The organism is Candidatus Acetothermia bacterium, assembly GCA_024653305.1.
Taxonomy (GTDB): domain Bacteria; phylum Bipolaricaulota; class Bipolaricaulia; order Bipolaricaulales; family Bipolaricaulaceae; genus JACIWI01.
This window is the reverse complement of record JANLFW010000002.1, coordinates 73,187-92,244: the sequence shown is the minus strand read 5'-3', so window position 1 is coordinate 92,244 and position 19,058 is coordinate 73,187. Positions and strand designations below refer to the sequence as shown.

The 19,058-nt window shown below is 67.3% G+C and carries 19 protein-coding genes; 7 read left to right on the top strand and 12 right to left on the bottom strand.

The features are described from left to right. Nucleotides 1-60 precede the first annotated feature (60 nt). The 11 genes from NUV94_01620 to NUV94_01570 all read right to left on the bottom strand — a co-directional run bounded on the left by NUV94_01620 (nucleotide 61) and on the right by NUV94_01570 (nucleotide 11,116). Nucleotides 61-1,263, bottom strand: coding sequence for an ABC transporter substrate-binding protein (locus tag NUV94_01620; GenBank protein ID MCR4391488.1), 1,203 nt, complete (start codon nucleotides 1,261-1,263; stop codon nucleotides 61-63). Nucleotides 1,264-1,278: 15 nt separating this feature from the next. Next, nucleotides 1,279-2,235 carry a hypothetical protein gene (locus NUV94_01615; protein MCR4391487.1) on the bottom strand — a complete coding sequence of 319 codons (957 nt, stop codon included), beginning with the start codon at nucleotides 2,233-2,235 and terminating at the stop codon, nucleotides 1,279-1,281. Nucleotides 2,236-2,322: 87 nt separating this feature from the next. Next, complete coding sequence (locus tag NUV94_01610) at nucleotides 2,323-3,453, bottom strand: metallophosphoesterase family protein (protein ID MCR4391486.1); 1,131 nt, start codon at nucleotides 3,451-3,453, stop codon at nucleotides 2,323-2,325. A 2-nt stretch (nucleotides 3,454-3,455) separates the two neighbouring features. After that, nucleotides 3,456-4,169, bottom strand: a complete 714-nt coding sequence (locus NUV94_01605) for an HAD family hydrolase (GenBank protein ID MCR4391485.1) — start codon at nucleotides 4,167-4,169, stop codon at nucleotides 3,456-3,458. Nucleotides 4,170-4,273: 104 nt separating this feature from the next. Then, nucleotides 4,274-5,167, bottom strand: a complete 894-nt coding sequence (locus tag NUV94_01600) for a MurR/RpiR family transcriptional regulator (protein ID MCR4391484.1) — start codon at nucleotides 5,165-5,167, stop codon at nucleotides 4,274-4,276. Further along, nucleotides 5,164-6,204, bottom strand: coding sequence for a LacI family transcriptional regulator (locus tag NUV94_01595; protein ID MCR4391483.1), 1,041 nt, complete (start codon nucleotides 6,202-6,204; stop codon nucleotides 5,164-5,166). The genes NUV94_01600 and NUV94_01595 overlap by 4 nt, the downstream gene beginning before the upstream one ends. A gap of 52 nt (nucleotides 6,205-6,256) precedes the next feature. Then, nucleotides 6,257-7,552, bottom strand: a complete 1,296-nt coding sequence (locus NUV94_01590) for a DUF1015 domain-containing protein (GenBank protein ID MCR4391482.1) — start codon at nucleotides 7,550-7,552, stop codon at nucleotides 6,257-6,259. A 3-nt stretch (nucleotides 7,553-7,555) separates the two neighbouring features. Continuing rightward, nucleotides 7,556-8,464, bottom strand: a complete 909-nt coding sequence (locus tag NUV94_01585; GenBank protein MCR4391481.1) for a D-2-hydroxyacid dehydrogenase — start codon at nucleotides 8,462-8,464, stop codon at nucleotides 7,556-7,558. A 9-nt stretch (nucleotides 8,465-8,473) separates the two neighbouring features. Next, nucleotides 8,474-9,550 carry an alanine--glyoxylate aminotransferase family protein gene (locus NUV94_01580; GenBank protein MCR4391480.1) on the bottom strand — a complete coding sequence of 359 codons (1,077 nt, stop codon included), beginning with the start codon at nucleotides 9,548-9,550 and terminating at the stop codon, nucleotides 8,474-8,476. 62 nt (nucleotides 9,551-9,612) lie between these two features. Further along, nucleotides 9,613-10,515 (bottom strand): radical SAM protein, encoded by a 903-nt coding sequence (locus NUV94_01575; GenBank protein MCR4391479.1) that lies wholly within the window; start codon nucleotides 10,513-10,515, stop codon nucleotides 9,613-9,615. A 1-nt stretch (nucleotide 10,516) separates the two neighbouring features. Continuing rightward, a complete protein-coding gene (locus tag NUV94_01570; GenBank protein ID MCR4391478.1) occupies nucleotides 10,517-11,116 on the bottom strand; it encodes a Maf family protein in 600 nt (199 codons plus the stop codon). Here NUV94_01570 and NUV94_01565 point away from each other — a divergent pair. After that, entirely contained in the window at nucleotides 11,115-11,957 is an 843-nt protein-coding gene (locus NUV94_01565) for a histone deacetylase (GenBank protein MCR4391477.1), read from the top strand. The two genes, NUV94_01570 and NUV94_01565, sit on opposite strands and share 2 nt — an antisense overlap. On the opposite strand, the gene NUV94_01560 is transcribed toward NUV94_01565, so the two are convergent. Further along, entirely contained in the window at nucleotides 11,917-12,651 is a 735-nt protein-coding gene (locus NUV94_01560) for a hypothetical protein (protein ID MCR4391476.1), read from the bottom strand. The two genes, NUV94_01565 and NUV94_01560, sit on opposite strands and share 41 nt — an antisense overlap. 199 nt (nucleotides 12,652-12,850) lie before the next feature. Here NUV94_01560 and NUV94_01555 point away from each other — a divergent pair, with 199 nt between their 5' ends. From NUV94_01555 to NUV94_01530, 6 genes are read left to right on the top strand one after another with little or no spacing between them, the layout of a single operon-like run. Next, nucleotides 12,851-13,888 (top strand): hypothetical protein, encoded by a 1,038-nt coding sequence (locus NUV94_01555; GenBank protein MCR4391475.1) that lies wholly within the window; start codon nucleotides 12,851-12,853, stop codon nucleotides 13,886-13,888. Beyond that, entirely contained in the window at nucleotides 13,885-14,619 is a 735-nt protein-coding gene (locus NUV94_01550) for an ABC transporter ATP-binding protein (protein ID MCR4391474.1), read from the top strand. The genes NUV94_01555 and NUV94_01550 overlap by 4 nt, the downstream gene beginning before the upstream one ends. After that, nucleotides 14,616-15,389 (top strand): ABC transporter permease subunit, encoded by a 774-nt coding sequence (locus NUV94_01545; GenBank protein ID MCR4391473.1) that lies wholly within the window; start codon nucleotides 14,616-14,618, stop codon nucleotides 15,387-15,389. The genes NUV94_01550 and NUV94_01545 overlap by 4 nt, the downstream gene beginning before the upstream one ends. Continuing rightward, nucleotides 15,379-16,182 (top strand): NAD(+)/NADH kinase, encoded by an 804-nt coding sequence (locus NUV94_01540; GenBank protein MCR4391472.1) that lies wholly within the window; start codon nucleotides 15,379-15,381, stop codon nucleotides 16,180-16,182. Before NUV94_01545 ends, NUV94_01540 begins: the two co-directional genes overlap by 11 nt. 51 nt (nucleotides 16,183-16,233) lie before the next feature. Beyond that, the gene (locus NUV94_01535; protein ID MCR4391471.1) at nucleotides 16,234-17,568 is read left to right on the top strand and encodes a TldD/PmbA family protein; all 1,335 of its coding nucleotides are present in this window, start codon (nucleotides 16,234-16,236) and stop codon (nucleotides 17,566-17,568) included. Between the two features lies 1 nt (nucleotide 17,569). Next, complete coding sequence (locus NUV94_01530; protein ID MCR4391470.1) at nucleotides 17,570-19,057, top strand: carboxypeptidase M32; 1,488 nt, start codon at nucleotides 17,570-17,572, stop codon at nucleotides 19,055-19,057. The last annotated feature ends 1 nt before the right edge of the window (nucleotide 19,058 follow it).

The following is a 19,058-nucleotide window of genomic DNA, read 5'->3' as shown; positions in this document are numbered from 1 at the left end:
CATTGTCCGCGATAAGGGGAGCGGGGCTGCGGCACCGCCGCAGCCCCGCGGTTTCACATCCTAGCGCAGCGTGAGCCAGAAGTCCTGCACCTGCAGGCCGTGTTCGTAGACCCAGTCCGGATCCACGAACCACGTCCGCGCGCGCAGGGTATCGAGGGTGATCTCGGGGAGAGGGTTTCGCGCCACGATCCGCGAGCTCCACTGCCCCTTCACATAGAACGGATCGTAGCCCGCGCCGCCGCCCCCGTCGCCGAGCATCCACTGGATGAGGAGCTTCGCGGCGTTGGGGTGGGGGGCCAGGTTGGCAATGCTCATGTAGTTGAGTTTGCTGAGTCCGGCCACCGGGGAGAGATCCCAGCCGATGGCCAGCACCTGACCTTTCTCGTTGTCGCGGATCTTGGACGACGAAGCGATCGCGAGCGGCGGTTTGGCCTGTCCAGGGGTCCCGCACGCCTTCGTCGCGTCCCCGTCGGACTTGGTGATCACAAGGCCGTTGTCCGCAAGTCGCTTGATCCACTCATAGCCGGCGTTCGGGATTCCCGGGCTCAGCACGATGGGTGTCCCAAACGTCGCTTGGTACGCGGCGGCCATGAGGTCAGCGTTCTTGACGACCATCTGGAGGAAGTTCATGTTCTCCTCCGTGGTCAAGGGGTCCTTGAACTGGACCCGGCCCTTCCACTCCGGCCGCGTCAGATCCCACAGACTCGTCACTGGAGGAGTAGGGTAGGTCTCGAAGTTGTAGAACACGACCTTGGACTCGACGCTGTGCACGAGAAGGGGCGACCTGAACTCTTCCGGGATCGCGTCCGTGGCGAGCACACCGTCAACCAAGGTCGTTGGCACGTAGTTCCAGATCAGACGCTGAGGCAGGAGTTCCTTGACCAGGGTCGTGGTCCCCGCGAGGAACAGCACATCGATCGTGTAGATTCCGGCGCCCTGTTCCCGGGTCAGCTTCTCGATCTGCTGCACATCGGTCATGTCGTAGGCCTCGACCTCGATCCCAGGGTAGGCGGCCTTGAACGACTCTACGACCTGGTAGATCCGTGACGACAGGGACAAGATCACAACCTTCCCTTCAGCCTTGGCCGCCTGGTAGATGGCATCCCAATCTTCAACCTCTGGCTGATAAGGCCCGATTTGGGCTTTCCTGAGCCACGCGTCCTGTTGCGGCGTGAGACCCGTCTGTTGGGCCAGGATCACCGCGCCGAACAGGAGCATGCTCCCCACAAGTACGAGCTTTGCCCACGTGTGCTTTCGCCACATCCTCGACCACCTCCTCTACTTATCCTGACACGGATCGTAGACGAACACCCTGGCCAGGAGGGTCCCGTCCAGGTGAACGCCTCCCATCAGATAGATCTTCCCCCCGAGCACAACGGCGGCGCAGGAGGTGACCGGTTCGGGAGGCGGAGTGTGCTCGGTCCAGGCCATCGTCGCCAGATCGAGTCGGTAGTTGACAAACGCACCCTCGCCGCGGCCAGTCATGATATAGACGTACTCCCCGACCGTGAGCGTCCGGGGGTGCTCCCACGGAAGCGGCACACCCTCGTCCCAGTGTTGCCATGTGTTCGTTGCTGCTTCGTACACGCTCAACCAGCGGAGGGCGCCCTGGTCCGGTCCGCCTTGCCCGGCCACGACCACGATCTTCGTCCCGACCGCAGTGGCGTCGAAGTCCTCCCGTCCGCGCTTGACGAGCGGTGCGGCAGTGGACCACTTGAGCGTTGCGACGTCGAACACGTCGGTTGCCTCAACGTAGTCGTAGCCCGTGTTGGTCAGTGAATCGTCCTCGCCAGTCAGGAGGTAGATCTTCGTCCCAATGACAACACACGCCGCGTCACCGTGGGCCATGGTCATCCCGCCGGGAACTGGCTTCCAAGCCACTACACCGCTTGCAGGGTCCCACACATAACCGCTCAACGTGCGGACCTTCGCCGACGTTCGGCCAGCGAGGGAATAGATCTTCCCCCCCACGGTGGCCAGACAAGGCATCTCGCAGTTGACCGGGCTCGGGCCGAGCACGGTCCACGTATTGGCCGTTGGGTCGTACACCTCGACCGGGGCGCACTTGCCGTCCACGTCGTTGCCTCCGACCACGTAGATCTTCCCATCCAGAGCCACCGCTCTGTGCTTGGAGCGTGCTACGTTGAGCGGTGCGATCTCGGTCCATGGCGCCGCCCAAGCCACCAGGCCCAACAGACACGCTACGACTAGCCCACCACACACAATCCGTCTCATCGGATTCCTCCTTCATGCATGCGTTCCAGTTTCACGAAGTCTGACCTGTCCCTCTCTTCCTGTGGTCCGCTCACCTCCTTGTCCCTCTCAGGGTTTCTTCATGGTGAAAGAGTCGAGAACGCTTCCGTCGAGGCGATACACGGTGAACGTGAGCTGTGCCGGTCGGGGCCGAACCTGAACGAGGATGTAGGTGTAGACCTTGCCCTCGGAAACGGCGGTCCACCAATTCCGGCCCAAGATGGTGCGGGGGTTCGCTCCGGCGGATCCATCGGTGACATAGGTGACCCCGGTGCCGTCTACTCGCCCGCCCCGAATCGGCCAGGTGCGCTCGTAGGTGTGGGCATGGCCGTTGAAGTAGATGTCAACCGCGAACCGCTCGAACACATCCACCCAATGATCGTGGACAGATTGGGTGGGGCCGTGTGAATCATCCATGGAATACACGGTGTGATGCGCGAGCACAATCTTCCAAGGCTGGGTCGTACTTCGCAGGTCTTGGATCAGCCACGGTCGCTGCTGGACGACCAGGTCTTCGGTGACGGAACAAAGGTGTGCGAAGTGGATCGGCCCGTAGTCGTAGGAGAACCACTTTTCATTGTTGGGGAGGGCGAACTGGTCGAAGTAGGTGGGCAACATGATATCGTGGTTTCCAACGCTCGGGATGAACGGGATGCTCGCGAACACGTCGCCAGCGGCTTTGAACCACAGGTTGAACTCGTAGTGGCTTCCCCCTTGGGTCAAGTCCCCGGTGCCGAGGATGAACCGGACCCCCGCTTCCCGCACCTTCTCGAGGACTTGTCCCATAATGGTGAAGTTGTCCTGCGTATCTCCGATGATGGCGAACGTAAAGCCCACGCGGGGGTCGTCCTTGGAAGGGGCAGTGATGAACGAGTAGATTTCGCTCCAGTACTCGGGCGCCCCGCACCGATAGTAGTAGGTCGTGTTCGCGGCAAGTCCGGTGATCTCCACGGTATGCCACACCACGTCTTCCCGCACGAACTTGTAGCCATGGCGCGCACCCGTCGCCTGCTGCCCGAGTTCTTGGGTCAACCCGTACTCCACAACGCTCGTGGTGATGTCGGGCGTGGTGCGCCACATGACGGTCATCGTAGTCGCGGGGTCGTTTTGCCAACTGAGGTGGATCGCCCACGGACCCGCTCCCACGGCCAGTACTCCCATGACCAGCACGGCCATGGCCCACACGAAGATCCTGCGCATGGTCACCCCTCCTTCGTTACGGGAGGCGGCCATAGTGGCAACTCGGCCACCTCGCTGAACCGCGGTACCACGTAGTCGGCCTGTCGGCATGAACAGCGCAGGCAGACGGTGATCATGCCGGCGGCCTTGGCCCCCTCGATCTCGCTCGGGTCGTGCCCAACGAACACGGTGGCCTCCGGAGGCAACCCAACCCGGGCCGTAAACCGTCGAAAGATCTCCGGGTCCGGTTTCCGGCACCGCTCATCCACCGACGACACGATGAGGTCAAACAGGTGCGCGATCCCCGCCTGTTCCAGCCACTGCCGTTTCACCGCGTCAGGGTGGATGCTGTTGGTGAGCATGCCCACCGTGACCCCCCGGGCCCGGAGTTCGGTGAGCACGCCCGGGAGATCGGGGTCAACAACGATGTCGGCGCTGAACTCCTGAACCAAGTCGTGAAGCCGCGTTATCCCATCTGGCTCGGGAAGCCCAAGGCCACGGGCGAACTCGGCGAGCATCTTCTCGTAGGGGATCTTTCGGGCGAACGCGCGCTCCTGTAAGGAGAGGTAGAGGGATTTGGCCTCGCTTGGGGCGATGGGGAGCCAGCCCTGGGCTTGGAGGGCGTCGATCAGGGCATCGACCACCTCACGGTTGCGGGAATAAACGACCCCATGCCCGTCCAGGGCCAGGGCCTGGGCGGGGGACAGCCTTCGTCCAGCTCCAGCGTGCACGTCCACGTCAGCCGACCGCCCTTTGTTGCAGGAACTAGGGGCTCTTGCAACGTCCGTTGCTCATTGTAGGGCGTCCCCTCCTCAGCGTCAAGTGGGGCCGATGACTTCGGTTATTGGTGAGGAATCACCGAATGTTCGTAGCCGAAACGCCGGCGGAGCTCCTGCAGGCGTTCCAACCGCCGGAGCACCTGTGGCGCTCGCATCTTGGCGATCTGCAAAACCAATGCCGTTTGGATCGCCATAGGCACGATGTCCGTGTGGTAAATGGTGGCCGGGCCCCGCCGAGCGGCCAGGACCAGGGCTACCCCGTCCACCATGTCCTTGGCCACCGTGTCGGTGACCAGGATCACCGGGCAGCCGACCTCGGCGGCGAGGGTGATGGCCATCAGGTGCTCCTTGGGCACAGCGATAAAGCTGTAGAGGATGAGCACGTCCTTGGCCGTGAGCAACTGGAGTTTCTCCAGGATGGCTCGGCCTTCCTCGGCAATGACGTGAACGTCGAGGTGGAACCGGCGTAGCCGGAACGCCAAGAGTTCAGCCAGTGGGACTTGGGGTCCCCGCCCACAGATGAACACCCGCTTCGCCTTGAGGATCAACGCGGCCGCCCGGCGGAAATCCGTGGGATGCACAGTCTTAAGCGCTTCCCGCAGGTACATGATCTCCGTTTCGATCACCTGCTGGAACAGGTTGTCCTCATGGATCTCGGCCAGGGTTTTCCCTAACTTGCGCCCCGGGGTGATCTCCTGGCGGTAGAGTTCCTGCAAGTCGCTCCGGAACTCGGTGTATCCAGGATACCCTAAGCGCTGTGCCAATCGCACCAGGGTCGACTTATGCACACCCAGTGCCTGGGCGGCCTCATCGATGCTAAGGAAGATGTAGTCTTCGTAGCTCGTGAGCAGCCGGTGGGCGAGGTCCTTCTGAACCTTGGTCAGGGAAGAAAAACGTTGGCGTAGCCGATCGCGGATCTCAGACATCGGTCCCTCGCCGCCCTGGTCCCTCCTCACCGGCCTCGCCTCCTTTCGCCCCCGGTTTGTCCTGGTCTCCGCGGCGGAGCGGTGGTGCGGCGCACCACGAGCTTGGGGGGCAGAACCTTCCGGAGCTTCCGGCGCCGGCGGTGCTCGATCACGTCCAGGAGATAGTCGGCCGCAATCCGCCCCATGTCGTAGGTGGGCTGAGCGACGGTGGTGAGCTGGATGCAGGGAAGCGACGCATAGCTGATGTCGTTGTAGCCGACCAGGGACAGGTCCTCCGGCACCCGCAATCCGACCTCCTCGGCTGCCTCCAGCACCCCGAGGGCGATCATGTCGTTGGCGGCGAAGATCGCAGTAGGGCGGTGGGGGAGGCCGAGCATCCGGTGGCCCTGGTCCTGACCAGCCGCTTGAGTGAAGTCGGCGTATACAGCCCAGCTCTTCCGCACGGGAAGCCTCTGCTCGGCCAGGACCTCCCGGTACGCCTCCATCCGGTCCTGGCTGGACTGGACGTTCTCCGGCCCTCCGATGAACCCGATCCGCCGGTGCCCGAGGTCCACGAGGTGCTCCACCGCCAGCCGGCCCCCCTTCCGGTCGTCCACCACCACGTACGGGGCGTCCACCCCCCGCACGAGGCGGGACACCAGGACCAAGGGGAGGCCGGCCCGCATGAGGGTCACGAGAGAGGGGTCGTCGGCGGTCACCGAGGTCAGGATGAGCCCATCCACCCTTTTGCGGCGCAGGAGCTGCATGTAGCTGCGTTCCCGATCGGGGTCCCCATCCGTGGTGCACAGCACCACCCCGTACCCCCGGGCATGGGCCACCTCCCCCACCCCGTGGGTGATCTCGGCGAAGAACGGGTTGGTGATGTCAGGGACGAGGAGGCCCACCACCCCAGACGAGCCCTTGACCAGCCCCCTCGCGAGCTCGTTGCGCTCGTAGCCGAGCTCCGTGGCCAGGCGGCGGATGCGGGCCTTGGTTTCTTCCCGCAGGAGCGGGGAGTCGTTGAGCGCCCGGGACACGGTGGACGGGGATACCCCGGCCGCTCGGGCCACATCCTTAATGGTAACCATGACGGTGTGTTTTGTACGTCAAAATCTCAGGTCCGTCAAGAATTCCTGCGACTTAGGGCTTTTCGATCTCCATCTTCATGGCCACCAGGCCGGAGAGGAGCTTTGGATAGAAGTCGGTGGACTTCTGGGGCATCGGTTCCCCGTGGTCGGCCAGGGCCATCACCTCCTCGACCCGGGTCGGGTTAAGGAGGAACGCGATCTGGCCATGCCCCTCGTCCACCGCGGCCACCGCTTCCTCCGCGGTGTGGGTGTAGTCCACGTTCGTCTGTCGGGCCAGCGCCTCCTCGTCAATCCCCAACCACCGCTCGAGGATCGCCTTGTGGAGGATGGCCACGTCCAGCCGCTTCCAGGCGGGGGAGCGGTCCCCGGGGACGAGTTCGTCTAAGTCCGCGTCCGGGCGGAGGGACAGGGCCCAGAAGCGCCGTCCGGCGTAGGCCACGAACACGTTCCTTCCCAGGCCGGCGCGCAGGCGCTGCTTGGCCTCGGCCAGGGAGCCGATCGGGTCCACGCGGAAGCCGCTCGCGACGTCCGTGAGGAACCGGTCAAGGTCGAAGCCGGGGAGGCTGTGGACCACCCGTGGGGTCGGCCGGATCACGCATCCCGGCTCGGCTGCGTTCACCAGGGTCACCGGGAGCGCGGTGAAGCTCTCCGGCCCCACCGGCCGCCAACCCCGGTCCAGGCATTCCTGCATGAACGCGCGCGCCGTCTCGAACCGGTGATGGCCGTCGGCGATGTACAGGTCCAAGGGGGCCAGGGTCTCTTGCACGGTCTGGATCGCCTTCTCATCGGGTATGTACCACACGAGGTGGGCGTTGCCGAAGTCGTCGCGGGCCTCCATGTCCGGGGCCCGGCCGGCGATCGCCTGCTCCACGGCGCGGGTGGCGCGGCGCTCTGGGTCCCGGTAGAGAAGGAAGATATGCTCGAGGTGGGCCTCGGTGGCCCGGAACAGCTTCAGGCGGTCTTCCTTCGGGCCCCGCAGGGTGCGCTCGTGGGCCTTGGCCCGGCTCTCCTGGAGGTCGAGGAGGGCGATCAGCCCTTGGCGGACAAATCTCTCCCCGTCGTGGGTGAAGTGCGTGTGGTACACGTAGATTCCCGGGCGGGGGTCCTGGAGGAGGATCCTCTTCCGAAGCCAAGCCTGGAAGAGCTCGGCCCGCCGGGCATAGTCCCCCTCGTCCTGGGGTGGGGTCTTGCCCCCGATGAGGCGCACGAAGTTGTACGGCGACCGTTTGAGGTAGGCCTCCATCTCCCTTGGGCCGATCCGGTCGTAGGGCTGGGTCACCACCAGGGACAGGTCCCGCACCGCCTTCAGGTTGTAGCGGATGCCGCGGAACGGGTGGACGACGGCCAAGGTTCACGCCCCCTTTGCACGCTGGAGGAGGATCTCCACCACCTCGTCGCCGATCCGCTCCTGGGCTTCGTGGGTCTGGGCGCCGATGTGGGGGGTAAGGCTGACCTTGGGGTGACGGAGGAGGTCCATGTTCTTCGGGGGCTCCTCCGCGAACACGTCGAGGCCGGCCCCGGCGAGCTTGCCGGACTTAAGGGCGGCGAGGAGGGCCCGTTCGTCCACGACCCCCCCGCGGGCGCAGTTGATGAGGTATGCCCCGTCCTTCATCTGGGCGATCTCCTTCTCCCCGATCACCGGCCCTGCCGGATCGGCCGGAACGTGCAGGCTGACGAAGTCGGACCGACGGAGGAGCTCCACGAGCGGAACCAAGGGGACGTCGGGCAGAGGGGATTTGGACACGAACTTGTCGTGGGCGATGACCGTCATCCCGAGGCCAAGGGCCCTGCGCGCGAGCGCCTGGCCGATGCGGCCGATCCCGATCACCCCGAGGGTCTTCCCTTGAAGCTCGATCCCGTGGAACGCCTTCTTCTCCCACTTCCCCTCGCGCAGGGACTGGGTGGCCTGGGGGATGGACCGGGCGAGGGCGAACATGTGGGCCAGTGCGAGCTCCGCCACCGAGTCCGAGCTGGCCTTAGGCGTGTTCAGGACCTCGATCCCCCTCTCCTTGGCGTAGTCCGCGTCCACGTTGTCCAAGCCCACCCCAGCCCGAACGATCAGCTTCAGGCTCACCGCGGCATCGATGGCCGGCTTGCGGACCTTGGTCGCCGACCGGACCACGATCGCTTCGTACCCCCGGGAAAGCTCCTGCACGAGCTCCTCCGGGGACATCCCGGTGCGCACCACCACCGTAAGGCCGGCCTGGCGCAGGCGCTCCAGGGCCGGCTCCGCGACCGGATCGCAGATCAGTACACGCATAGAACCTCCCTACAGCCCGAGGATCCCGTCGATCGTGGCCAGCAGCCCGCGCACGTCGGCCACGGTGAGATCCCCCATGTGGGCGATGCGAAACGTCTTCTCCTTGAGGTCGCCGTAGCCGTTGGAGATGCGCATCCCGTGGTCGCGCACCAAGGTCTTGTTCAGGTTGTCCACGGAGATCCCCCGGGTGTTCACGATGCAGGTCACCGTCTTCGACCAGTACCCCTCCTCGGGGTAGATGTCGAACTGCCGCTTGGCCCAGGTTTGGACGAGGGCGGCCATTTCCTCGTGGCGGGCGAACCGGCGATCCAGGCCTTCCTCGAAGATCGCGTCGAGCTGGGCGTTCAGGGCGAAGAGGTGGGGGATGGATGGGGTAGCCGGGGTCTCGTTCTTCTTGTGGGACTTGAGCATCACCGGGAAGCTGAAGTAGTAGGTGCGGGGCTTCACCTCCTCCGCCCGCTTGAGGGCCCGGTCGGACACGGCGCAGATGGTGAGCCCAGCGGGCAGGGCCACCGCCTTCTGCACCCCGGCCAGGCACACGTCCAAGCTCAGACGGTCGAACTCGATCTTCACCCCGCCCATGGCCGACACCGCGTCCACGAGGAGGAGGACGTCCGGAAACCGGTGCACGACCTCGGCGATCTCCGGAAGCGGGTTGAGCATCCCGGTGGAGGTCTCGTTGTACACCAGGGTCACCGCGTCGAACTCCCCGCTTGCGAGCTTCTTCTCCACCATCTCCGGCTTGATGGCCACGTTCCACGGGACCTCCAGCGCCTCGCATGGGATGCCGCAGGCCTTGGTGATCTCGTGCCAGCGCGCGCTGAACGCCCCGTTCACGAGGTTCAGGCACTTCTTCTGGACACAGTTCTGGACCGCGGCCTCCATCGCCCCGGTGGACGAGCAGGTGAACAGGAGCACCGTCTGCTGGGTGTACACGAACTTCTGCAGCTTGGGCTGGAGTTCCGCGTAGAGCTCGCGGAACTCGGGAGAACGATGGTAGATCTGAGGAGTGGCCATGGCCTGGAGGATTTCCGGGCGCACCTCGGTGGGCCCAGGGGTGAAAAGCTTGCTGTGCACTTTACGCATGAATCCCTCCTTCGTGGGTATTCCCCCGGGCGATCATTGCTCAAACCGATCTGGGATGCAAGTTAGCCCGGGCCGGCCCGACGCAGCCCCAGCCGTCGGGCGATGACCAGGGCTTCTTCGTACTCGGCGGCGGTGAGGCGGCGGGCGAGCTCCGGGTGTTCCCACGCTCGGTGGGTCGGATGGTACTGGGCCATCAGGTTCACGTAGGTATTCGGGGAGAGCTCGTCGCGGACGAACCGGAGGACCGCTTCCGTCCCGGCGAGCCCCCCAGGCAGGACGAGGTGGCGCACGAGCAGGCCCCGCACGGCGATCCCCCCTTCCACCACGAGGTCCCCCACCTGGCGGTGCATCTCCTTAAGGGCGACCCGCGCGGCCTCAACGTACCCCGGGGCGTGGGAGTAGCGGGCGGCGACCGCGGAGTCCCCGTACTTGAGGTCCGGCATGTAGATGTCCACGATCCCGTCGAGGAGGCGCAGGGCCTCCACCGCCTCGTAGCCTCCGCAGTTCCACACCAAAGGGAGCCGTAGCCCCTCCTCCCGCGCTTCGGCCACTGCGGCCACGATCTGGGGAGCCTGGTGGGTGGGGGTGACGAGGTTCACGTTGTGGCAACCCCGTTCTTGAAGCTGGAGCATGATTTGGGCCAATTCCCGTACGGAGATCTCCTCGCCTTCCCCGAGCTGAGAGATGGTGAAATTCTGGCAGAAGAGGCACCCTAGGTTGCAGCCGGAGAAGAAGATCGTGCCCGAGCCGCCGTGGCCCACGAGCTCCCGCTCCTCGCCGAGGTGGGGGCCGAAGCTCGCCACCCACGGGAGGAGGCCCCCCCGGCAGAACCCGCGCTCCCCCGCGGCCCGACGGACACCACAGCTCCGTGGGCACAGCCGGCACGGGGAGGCGAGGGCGAAGAGGCGCTCCACCCGCTCCTGGAGCTCCTGGGATGTCCATCCGAGGTAGCCCGGCCAGGCCACGTCACCCCTCCCCCGGCCGCCAGCCGAGCTCCCGGAGGAGCCGGTACAGGGTAGCCAGGGGCAGGCCCATCACGTTGAAGAAGTCGCCCTCGATCCGCTCCACGAACGGGGCCGCCCGCCCCTGGATCGCGTACGCCCCAGCCTTGTCCAGGACCTCCTCCACCCCCAGATACCACGCGATCTCCTCCTCCGTGAGGGGTTTGAACAGGACCCGGGTCGTCACCAGGGCCTCCCGCTCCGCGGACCCGGAGAGGAGGACGAGCCCGGTGCACACGGAGTGCCAACCGCCGGCGAGGGCGCGCAGGGTGGCCTGGGCCTCGTCGAGGTCGCTGGGCTTACCGTAGGCGCGGCCGTCCCGGAACACGCCGGTGTCCGCCGCGATGACCAGCCCATGCGGGCGCTGCGCCCGCACCGTCTCCGCCTTGCGCCGCGCGGTGCGGAGGAGATCGGCCGGCCCCTGGATCTCCCCTTCGTCCACCCGCGGCGCCATCACCTCGAACTGCGGGCACAAAAGACGCAGGAGCTCGATCCTCCGGGGCGAGCTCGACGCCAGGATCAGCCGTTGCCGAGTGGGTCCCAGGTTCTCATAATCCAAGGCCATGGACATCATTTTCAGCGAGCGGTGCCTGGAGTACCACGCCATCGGCCATCCGGAAGGCCCGGCCCGGGTGCGCATGATCCAGCACTACCTCGCGCACTTGGGGTACCCGTTCGTGGAGGCGGTGCCGGCCACCCAAGAGGAGCTCCTTGCCGTCCATACCCTGGACCACATCCGTCGCGTGGAGTCCCGCGATTTCTCCGACCCGGACTGCCCAGCCTACCCGGACATCGGCTTCTACGCGGCGCTCGCGGTGGGCGGGGCGATCCTGGCTCAGAAGCGGCACGGGTTCTCCATCCTCCGCCCCCCTGGGCATCACGCCGGCCCCGCGTTCCTGGGCGGGTTCTGCTACTACAACAACCTGGCGGTGGCGGTGAAGCTCTCCGGGAACCGCACCTTGATCGTGGACATCGATGGCCACCACGGGAACGGGACCGAGGCCGTGTTCTTCGGGAACCCGGACGTGACCTACGTGTCGCTGCACCGCATGTACAACTACCCCGGCACCGGGCACCACTCCCAGGGGAACTGCCTGAACTTCCCCCTCCCGCCGCGGTGCGGGAAACATCTGTACCTGGAGACCCTGGAGCAGGCCCTGGCCGCGGCCGGCCGAAACCACGAGGAGCTCGCGATCTCGGTGGGGTTCGACACGTACAAGGACGACCCTCTCGCCTCGTTGGGCCTGGAGGTCGAGGCGTTCTACGACATCGGCTACCTGCTCGGGGACCTCAGGCTCCCCACGTTCTGCGTGCTCGAGGGCGGCTACGTCCCGGAGATCATGGGCCCGGCGGCCGAGGCCCTCCTCACAGGCCTAGAAGAAGGAGGAGCAAGAACGGGAGGATGAAGCCCGGCCCCGTGCAGGGATCGCACGCGGTGTCGGACGGGCACGGGTTGCAGCTCGTCCACCACCCGCACAGCCACGCGCAAGGATCGCACGCGGACGGCCCCTCACACGTTGGACACGGCGTTGCGGTCGCCGTGCCGGCCTGGGCACTGGCTTGAGCCGAGGCTTCCGCCGACGCTTGAGCTTGGGCCTGCACGGCCAGTGTGGCCGAGGCCAGGTCCCTATACGAGATCTGGAAGGGTTTTCCGGGGTCGATCCCCTCCCCGAGGAGGACCACCGCGGCCACGGGCTTTGCCGGGGGAAGCACTCCCGCCAGGAGGTCTCCGTCGATGGGGACCACGTTCTCCTGGGTGAGCCCGACCGCGGCCTCGCCCTGGGCGAGGTGGATCGCGCCCGGGTCGAACGTGGCCCCGGCCTCGGAATAGGCCCACACCAGGACCGCGTTCTCGCCCACGTACGGGGCCAAGGCTGCCGCCAGCTCGGGGCGGATGTGGGAGGCGATGGTCCGCTCGTTCACGAACACGAACACGAACAGGACCTTGCCGCCGACATCCTCCACGGTGAGGGCGGCCACGAGGTCGGGGTCGAGCCCGGTCTGGGCCAACACCTGCTCCACCGATTGGGCAGCCGCCGCGGCGACCACCACGCCCGCCAGGATCAGCCCGCACAGCCCGCGCCGGAAGGTCAGAGACACGTCAGCAACACCACCACGCCGCGAACACTCCCAGCCACAGGATCCAGAAGAACGCGAACAACCACCAGCCACAGCACGGCATCGGGAACCCACCTCCTCTACTGGAACCAGTTGCCCCACTATAGCACTCCCTGGGGGCACGGACAAGTGGTCTAGGTCACATTGCCGGCCTCGGGCCACGTGCGTATAATGCGGCGCCATGCGCATACCACATTGGATCGTGGTTCTGGCGATTCCGGCTGTGATCGCCTCTCCGGCTGTGATCGCCTCTGCAGCGTCTCTTCGGGTTTCCCTTCCCCCCATGTTCGGGGCAGTGCCCGTGGCCCTAGGCGTGGCCTGGGGGACCTTCCAGGAGGAGGGGGTGGAGGTGGAGCTGGTGCCGCTTCCCAGCGGGCGGGACCGGGTCCTGGCATTCCAGGCCGGCCAGATCGACGTCCTGGTGACCGACCTCACCTCGGCGATCATGCTCGTGGCCGCGCGCCCGGACGAGGCGGTGATCGCCGGCTCCGCGTTCACCCCCGCCCCAGGGGCGCGGCATCTGGTCATGCTCACCCCGGTGAGCTACTCCCGCATCACCTGCTGGGAGGACTTCGTGGCCCAGGTGCGGGGAAACCCCCGGCTCCAGATCGCCATCCCCCGCCAGTCGGACCTCGAGTTCGCCGTGGACCAGTTGCTTCGCAGCTACAACCTCGTGGTGTCCCCCGACGCCTACATCGGCCAGGATAACCTTCTGGTCAACGCAACGTGGACGCTGTTCGGCATGGTCAGCGTGGGCGTGTTCCCCCAACCGTACGTGGACTACCTTCTGCACTACGAGTTCGAGGGCAAGCCCCCGTTGGCCATCCTCACCGACTTCGGCGGGGTGACGATCCCCCCCGAGGTGATCGTGGTCCACCGAAGGGTCCTCCGGGACCGGCCGGAGGTGGTGGCCGGGTTCTTCCGCGGGTTCCGGCGTGCGGTGGTCAAACTGAACGCGACGCCGCGCGAGGCGCTGGTGGCCACGGCGATGCCCCTTGCCCTGGAGTTGTTCTTCCCCGGGGCCGACCCGGCGGAGGGGAAGCCCGAGTTCAAGGCCCGGGTGGACGCGGCCATCGCGGCCATCACCATCCCCGTCTTCCCCGAGCCGGCGACGGTGGACCCCGACAGCTTCGCCCGGGTGGCGGAGTGGGCGGCACAGAAGGGGTATCTGCGTGCCCCGGTCCAGTACGGCACAGCCACCATCGCCCCACCGGGATGATCGAGGTCGAGAACCTCACCCTCACCTACGGCCGCGGGAGCCGAGCGGTGATCGCCCTCCAGGAGGTCTCGTTCTCCGTGGACCGAGGGGAGCTGGTGGCCGTGGTCGGGCCGTCCGGGTGCGGCAAGACCAGCTTGCTCCTGGCGATCGACGGCCTTGTTCGGCCCACTGCCGGCGGGGTGCGGATCGATGGGGAGGAGGTGCGCGGCATCCGGCGGGACGTGGCGTTGATCCTCCAGGACGCCGGGTTACTTCCGTGGAAGACGGTGCGGCAGAACGCGGAGCTGACCCTCCGGCTGCAGGGGCGGCAGGAACCGGTGGATGAGGTGCTCGCCACGTTGGGCCTGGCCGGGTTCGAGCGGCGCTTCCCCGGGGAGCTCTCCGAGGGGATGAAGCGGCGGGTGGGGATCGCCCGGGTGCTGGCCCTCCGGCCGCAGGTCCTGCTCATGGATGAGCCGATGGCCAACCTGGACTCCATCACCCGGGAGCGCATCCAGAACCTGATCCTGAACCTGTGGGCGGAGATGCGGTTCACCGGGGTCCTGGTGACCCACGACGTGGAGGAAGCGGTGTTCCTGGGGCGGCGGGTGCTCGTCCTGTCCCCCCGCCCGGCGCGCCTGGTGGAGGTGGTGGACAATCCCGGCATGGGCGCCCCCGACTACCGGGGGACGCCGGAGTTCGCGGCCCGGGTGGACTACCTCCGGCGGATTTTGGGGAGCAACGGGCCATGAAGCACGCCCTGCACTACCTTCTCGCGGTGGCCGTGGTCATCCTGGCGTGGGCAGCCGTGTCGTGGGCCTTGATGGCGGTGCGGGGGCGGGAGATCCTGCCCAGCCCCTCCGCCACCGCGGTCGCGGCGTGGGAGAACCTGGGGGTATTGGCGGCGGCGTTCGGCACCTCCGCCCTCCGCTTTTTCGTCGCCCTCGTGGTCGCGTTTGCCCTCGGCCTCCCCCTGGGGCTGGCGGTTGGATTTGAGCGGGCACTGGACACGTACTTATCCCCGCTGATCTACCTCCTCTACCCCATCCCCCCGGTGGCCCTCCTCCTGTTCCTGTATCTTGCGTTCGGCCTGGGGGAGGTGGTGCGGCTGGTGGTGGTGGTGGCCGCCCTGTTCTTCCAGGTGGTGGTGGCCGCCCAGGGGGCGGCCAAGTACATCTCCCCGTCCCATGTGACCGCGGTGCGGTCGGCGGGCGCGTCGCGGTGGCAGCTCTACCGGCACGTGGTCCTCCCCGCCACCCTTCCGAGCGTGCTCACTGCCGCCCGGGTATCGGTGGGCCTGGGGATCACGCTGCTGTACATCGCGGAGACCAAGCTCGGGGTGCTCCTCGGGCCGCGGTCCGGGCTGGGACGGCTGATCGAGTACTACACGTTCCGCGCCGACATTGCCCTCGCCGGCGTGATGGCCCTGGCCCTGCTCGGGCTCTTGTTCTACGTGCTCCTCGAGTTCCTCGAGCGGCGGCTGTGCCGGTGGAAGTACATCGGGGGGCAGGGTGGAGCTTAGCCAGGTTCTGTTCGTGTACAATCCGGACAGGCCGGCCGCGGAGGCGGTGGTGAGGCGGGGCGCCCGGTGGTGCGAGGGGCGGGGGATCGCGGCCCACCTCTCGCCCCGGTGGCGGGCGTTCCCGGAGAGCGTGGACCTGGTGGTGGCGGTGGGCGGGGACGGGACGATCCTCCGGGCGGCGTCGGGCATTTACCCAACCGAGATCCCGATCCTCGGCGTGCACGTGGGGTCGCTGGGGTTCCTGGCCGCGTGCGAAGGGGACCACATCGAGGACGCGCTCGAGGAGATGGTCTCCGGTCAGGTTAGGGCAGAACGGCGCCTGCGCCTTGCCGCCGGCGGGCCGGGGATCGCCGGGACCGCCCTCAACGACGTGGTCGTGGTCGGCCCGGCCCACGCTCGGTACGTGGAGTTGGCGGTGGAGGTGGACGGGGACTCGGTTGCCGTCGTTTCCGGGGACGGGGTGATCGTGGCCACGCCCACCGGGAGCACCGCCTACGCCCTGGCCGCGGGCGGCCCCATTGTCCACCCCGGCGTGGGGGCGATCCTGATCGTGCCGCTTGCCTCCCATTGCCTGGGGCTGAGGCCGGTGGCGGTGCCGGCGGGCGCGGAGGTCCGGGTTCAGGCGTTGTCCCCCGCGGCCGTGTTCCTCGACGGGGACATGGCCGGGGAACTGGCCCCAGGCGAGGCGATCCGGGTGGCGCGCGCGCCGGCGGACACGGTGTTCCTACGCCTGTCCGGGGAGGCCACGCTGTTCGCCCGGCTGCGGGACAAACTGGGCTGGCCGGCGCCCTAGGCCCTCTCCCTTGTCGGGAGGGCGATGCGGGCGCACGCGAAAGGAGGAAGCGTGAGGGTGGAGGAGCTCTTGGAGGCGACGTTGGCGCAGCGGGCAGCGGACGAGCTGGAGCTCGTGGTCGTCCGCGAGCGGGAGGAGCTCACCCGGTTCACCGGCTGCCAGATCCACCAGAACGTGGCGTCCACGGACACGGTGGCCTACGTACGGGCATGGGTCGACGGCAAGGTGGGGGTGAAGGAGACGAACGACCTCACCCGGGACGGGCTCCGCCGGGCGGTGAAGGAGGCGGTGGCGGTGGCCCGAGTCCAGACCCGCCCCGCCGGCTATGCCCCACCCGATCCGCAGCCCATCCCGCCGCTCGACGTGTGGGACGAGGCCACCTGGGCGGCAACCCCGGGCGAGCGGGCCGGGCTCGTGGCCCGGGCGGTGGCGGAGGCCCGGGACCTCGGGTACAACGCGTCCGGGTCGCTTTCCACCGGTGGGACGGAGCTGTGGGTGCGAACCTCCCGGGGGGTGGACGCCCACTTTCGCGGGGCCTCGATGCGGTTCGTGACCGTGGTCCTAGGGAAGGAACGGGGTTCCGGCTATGCCGAGTTCTCCGGGGTGATCGCCGCGTTTCGGCCGGAGGAGGTGGCCCACCGTGCGGTGGAGAAGGCCCGCGCTTCGGAGCGGCGGGTGGCCATCGATCCTGGGGAGTACACGGTGGTGTTGGAGGAACCGGCGGTGGCGACCCTCCTTGGGATGCTCTCCTCAATGGGGTTCTCTGCCCGGGCCCTCCTCGAGAAGCGCAGTTTCCTCTGCGACCGGCTTGGGGAGAAGCTCGTCTCCGAGTTGGTCACGGTCTACGACGACGGACGCCACCCTCAGACCTTGCCCTTGCCGTTCGACTTCGAGGGGGTGCCCAAGAAGCGGGTCTACTTCTTCCGATCCGGGGTGGCGGAGGGGGTGGTCCACGATGCCCGCACCGCGACGCTGATGGGAGCAACCTCCACCGGCCACGCCCTGCCTCCGCCCTACGCCAGCTACTCCCCGATGCCGATGCACCTGGTGCTGGAGCCGGGGACCGCAAGCGACGCGGAGCTCCTTTCCGGGGTCAAGCGGGGCCTCCTCGTGACCCGGTTCCACTACGCGCGCACGGTGGACCCCATGCGGGCGGTGATGACGATGATGACCCGTGACGGGACGTTCCTCGTCGAGGACGGGAAGGTCGTGGCGGCGGTGGAGGACCTGCGCGCCACCGAGTCCGGCCTGCGGGCCCTGGCGGAGGTGGAGGCGGTGGGCCGAGAGCCGTACCTCATCACCCACGGGGAGGCGTTCGGGGCGGTGCTCGTGCCCAAGGTGCGCATCGCCAGGTTCGCGTTCACCGGCCGAACGGAGAGGATGTAACGTGTCCGCCCTGAACGAGCTGCGCGGCTACGTGCGGGAGATGGTCGAGATCAGCGCGGGCGCGGCCCTCGCCCACTGGGACCAGCGCACCTGCATGCCCGAGAAGGGGGCGGAGGCCCGGGCCCGGGTGGTGGGCCGGCTGGAGCGGTTGAGCTTCGAGCGGCTGGTGTCCCCGCGGATGGGCGAGCTCCTCGCGGCGGCGAAGGGGGAGCTTGAGGACTCCGAGGTGGATCGGGCCCTGGTGCGCCATTGGGAGCGGCAGCACCAACGGTACCGGGCCATCCCGCCCGACCTGTACCAGCGGTTCGTCGAGGCTTGCGCCCGGGCGGAGACGACCTGGGAGAAGGCCAAGGCCGCCTCGGACTTCTCCATGTTCCGCCCGCACCTCGCGGAGGTCGTGGACCTGGTGCGCGAGATCGCCAAGCTCATCGGATACCAAGAGAGCCCGTATGACGCCCTGGTGGAGGAGTACGAGCCGGGGATGACCGCAAGGAAGCTGCGGGCGGCGCTGGGGGAGCTGCGGGAGGAGCTCGTGCCCTTTCTGACAAAGCTCCGGGAGGATGGGACCCCACCCCCACCTTTGCCCCAAGGCCCGTTTCGGGTAGAGGCCCAGCGGGCCCTCGCCCGGGAGGTCCTTCAGGCCATGGGGTACGACTTCACCGCCGGAAGGCTCGACGACTCCACCCATCCCTTCACGATCGGGATCGGCCCGGGGGACGTGCGGGTCACCAACCGCTACCGGCCGGACGATCCGTTCTCGGCCCTGTTTGGGGCCCTCCACGAGGGGGGCCACGCCCTGTACGACCAGGGGGTGGACCCGGCCCTGGCCTGGACGGGTTTGGATACCGGGGCTTCGTTCGGGATGCATGAGTCCCAATCTAGGTTCTGGGAGAACCAGATCGGCCGATCCCTTGCGTTTTGGGAGTTCTTCCGCCCCAAGCTCGTGCAGCGGTTCCGCGCCTTCTCCCGGCTCACCCCGGAGGAGGTCTGGCGGGGGGTGAACCGGGTGGAGCCGTCCCTGATCCGGGTGGAGGCGGACGAGGTCACGTACAACCTGCACATCTGTTTGCGGTTTGAGCTTGAAGTGGACCTGATCGAGGGGCGCTTGAGGGTGGAGGAGCTTCCCGGGCGGTGGGGGAAGGCGATGGAGAGGTACCTCGGGGTGGTCCCGCCCGATGATGCCCATGGGGTGCTCCAGGACGTGCACTGGTCGGGCGGGATGTTCGGGTACTTCCCGTCCTACAGCTTGGGGAACCTGTACGCGGCCCAGATCGCGGCCGCAGCCGAGCGCGAGGTCCCGGACTTCTGGGCCCGGGTGCGGCGCGGCGAGCTCGGGTCGATCCGGGAGTGGCTGCGGGAGAGGATCCACCGCCATGGGCGGGTGTACCTCCCCGAGGAGCTCGTGGTTCGGGTGACCGGGGCGGGGCTCTCCCCCCGCCCGTTCATGAACTACGTCCAGCGGAAATACCGCGACGTGTACAGGTTGTAGC

Coding starts and splice junctions, on each gene's coding strand:
- NUV94_01550 (MCR4391474.1), top strand. CDS start 13,885: ATGATCGAGGTCGAGAACCTCACCCTCACCTACGGCCGCGGGAGCCGA.
- NUV94_01570 (MCR4391478.1), bottom strand. CDS start 11,116: ATGGCCTTGGATTATGAGAACCTGGGACCCACTCGGCAACGGCTGATC.
- NUV94_01595 (MCR4391483.1), bottom strand. CDS start 6,204: ATGGTTACCATTAAGGATGTGGCCCGAGCGGCCGGGGTATCCCCGTCC.
- NUV94_01620 (MCR4391488.1), bottom strand. CDS start 1,263: ATGTGGCGAAAGCACACGTGGGCAAAGCTCGTACTTGTGGGGAGCATG.
- NUV94_01565 (MCR4391477.1), top strand. CDS start 11,115: ATGGACATCATTTTCAGCGAGCGGTGCCTGGAGTACCACGCCATCGGC.
- NUV94_01545 (MCR4391473.1), top strand. CDS start 14,616: ATGAAGCACGCCCTGCACTACCTTCTCGCGGTGGCCGTGGTCATCCTG.
- NUV94_01615 (MCR4391487.1), bottom strand. CDS start 2,235: ATGAGACGGATTGTGTGTGGTGGGCTAGTCGTAGCGTGTCTGTTGGGC.
- NUV94_01610 (MCR4391486.1), bottom strand. CDS start 3,453: ATGCGCAGGATCTTCGTGTGGGCCATGGCCGTGCTGGTCATGGGAGTA.
- NUV94_01555 (MCR4391475.1), top strand. CDS start 12,851: ATGCGCATACCACATTGGATCGTGGTTCTGGCGATTCCGGCTGTGATC.
- NUV94_01585 (MCR4391481.1), bottom strand. CDS start 8,464: ATGCGTGTACTGATCTGCGATCCGGTCGCGGAGCCGGCCCTGGAGCGC.
- NUV94_01580 (MCR4391480.1), bottom strand. CDS start 9,550: ATGCGTAAAGTGCACAGCAAGCTTTTCACCCCTGGGCCCACCGAGGTG.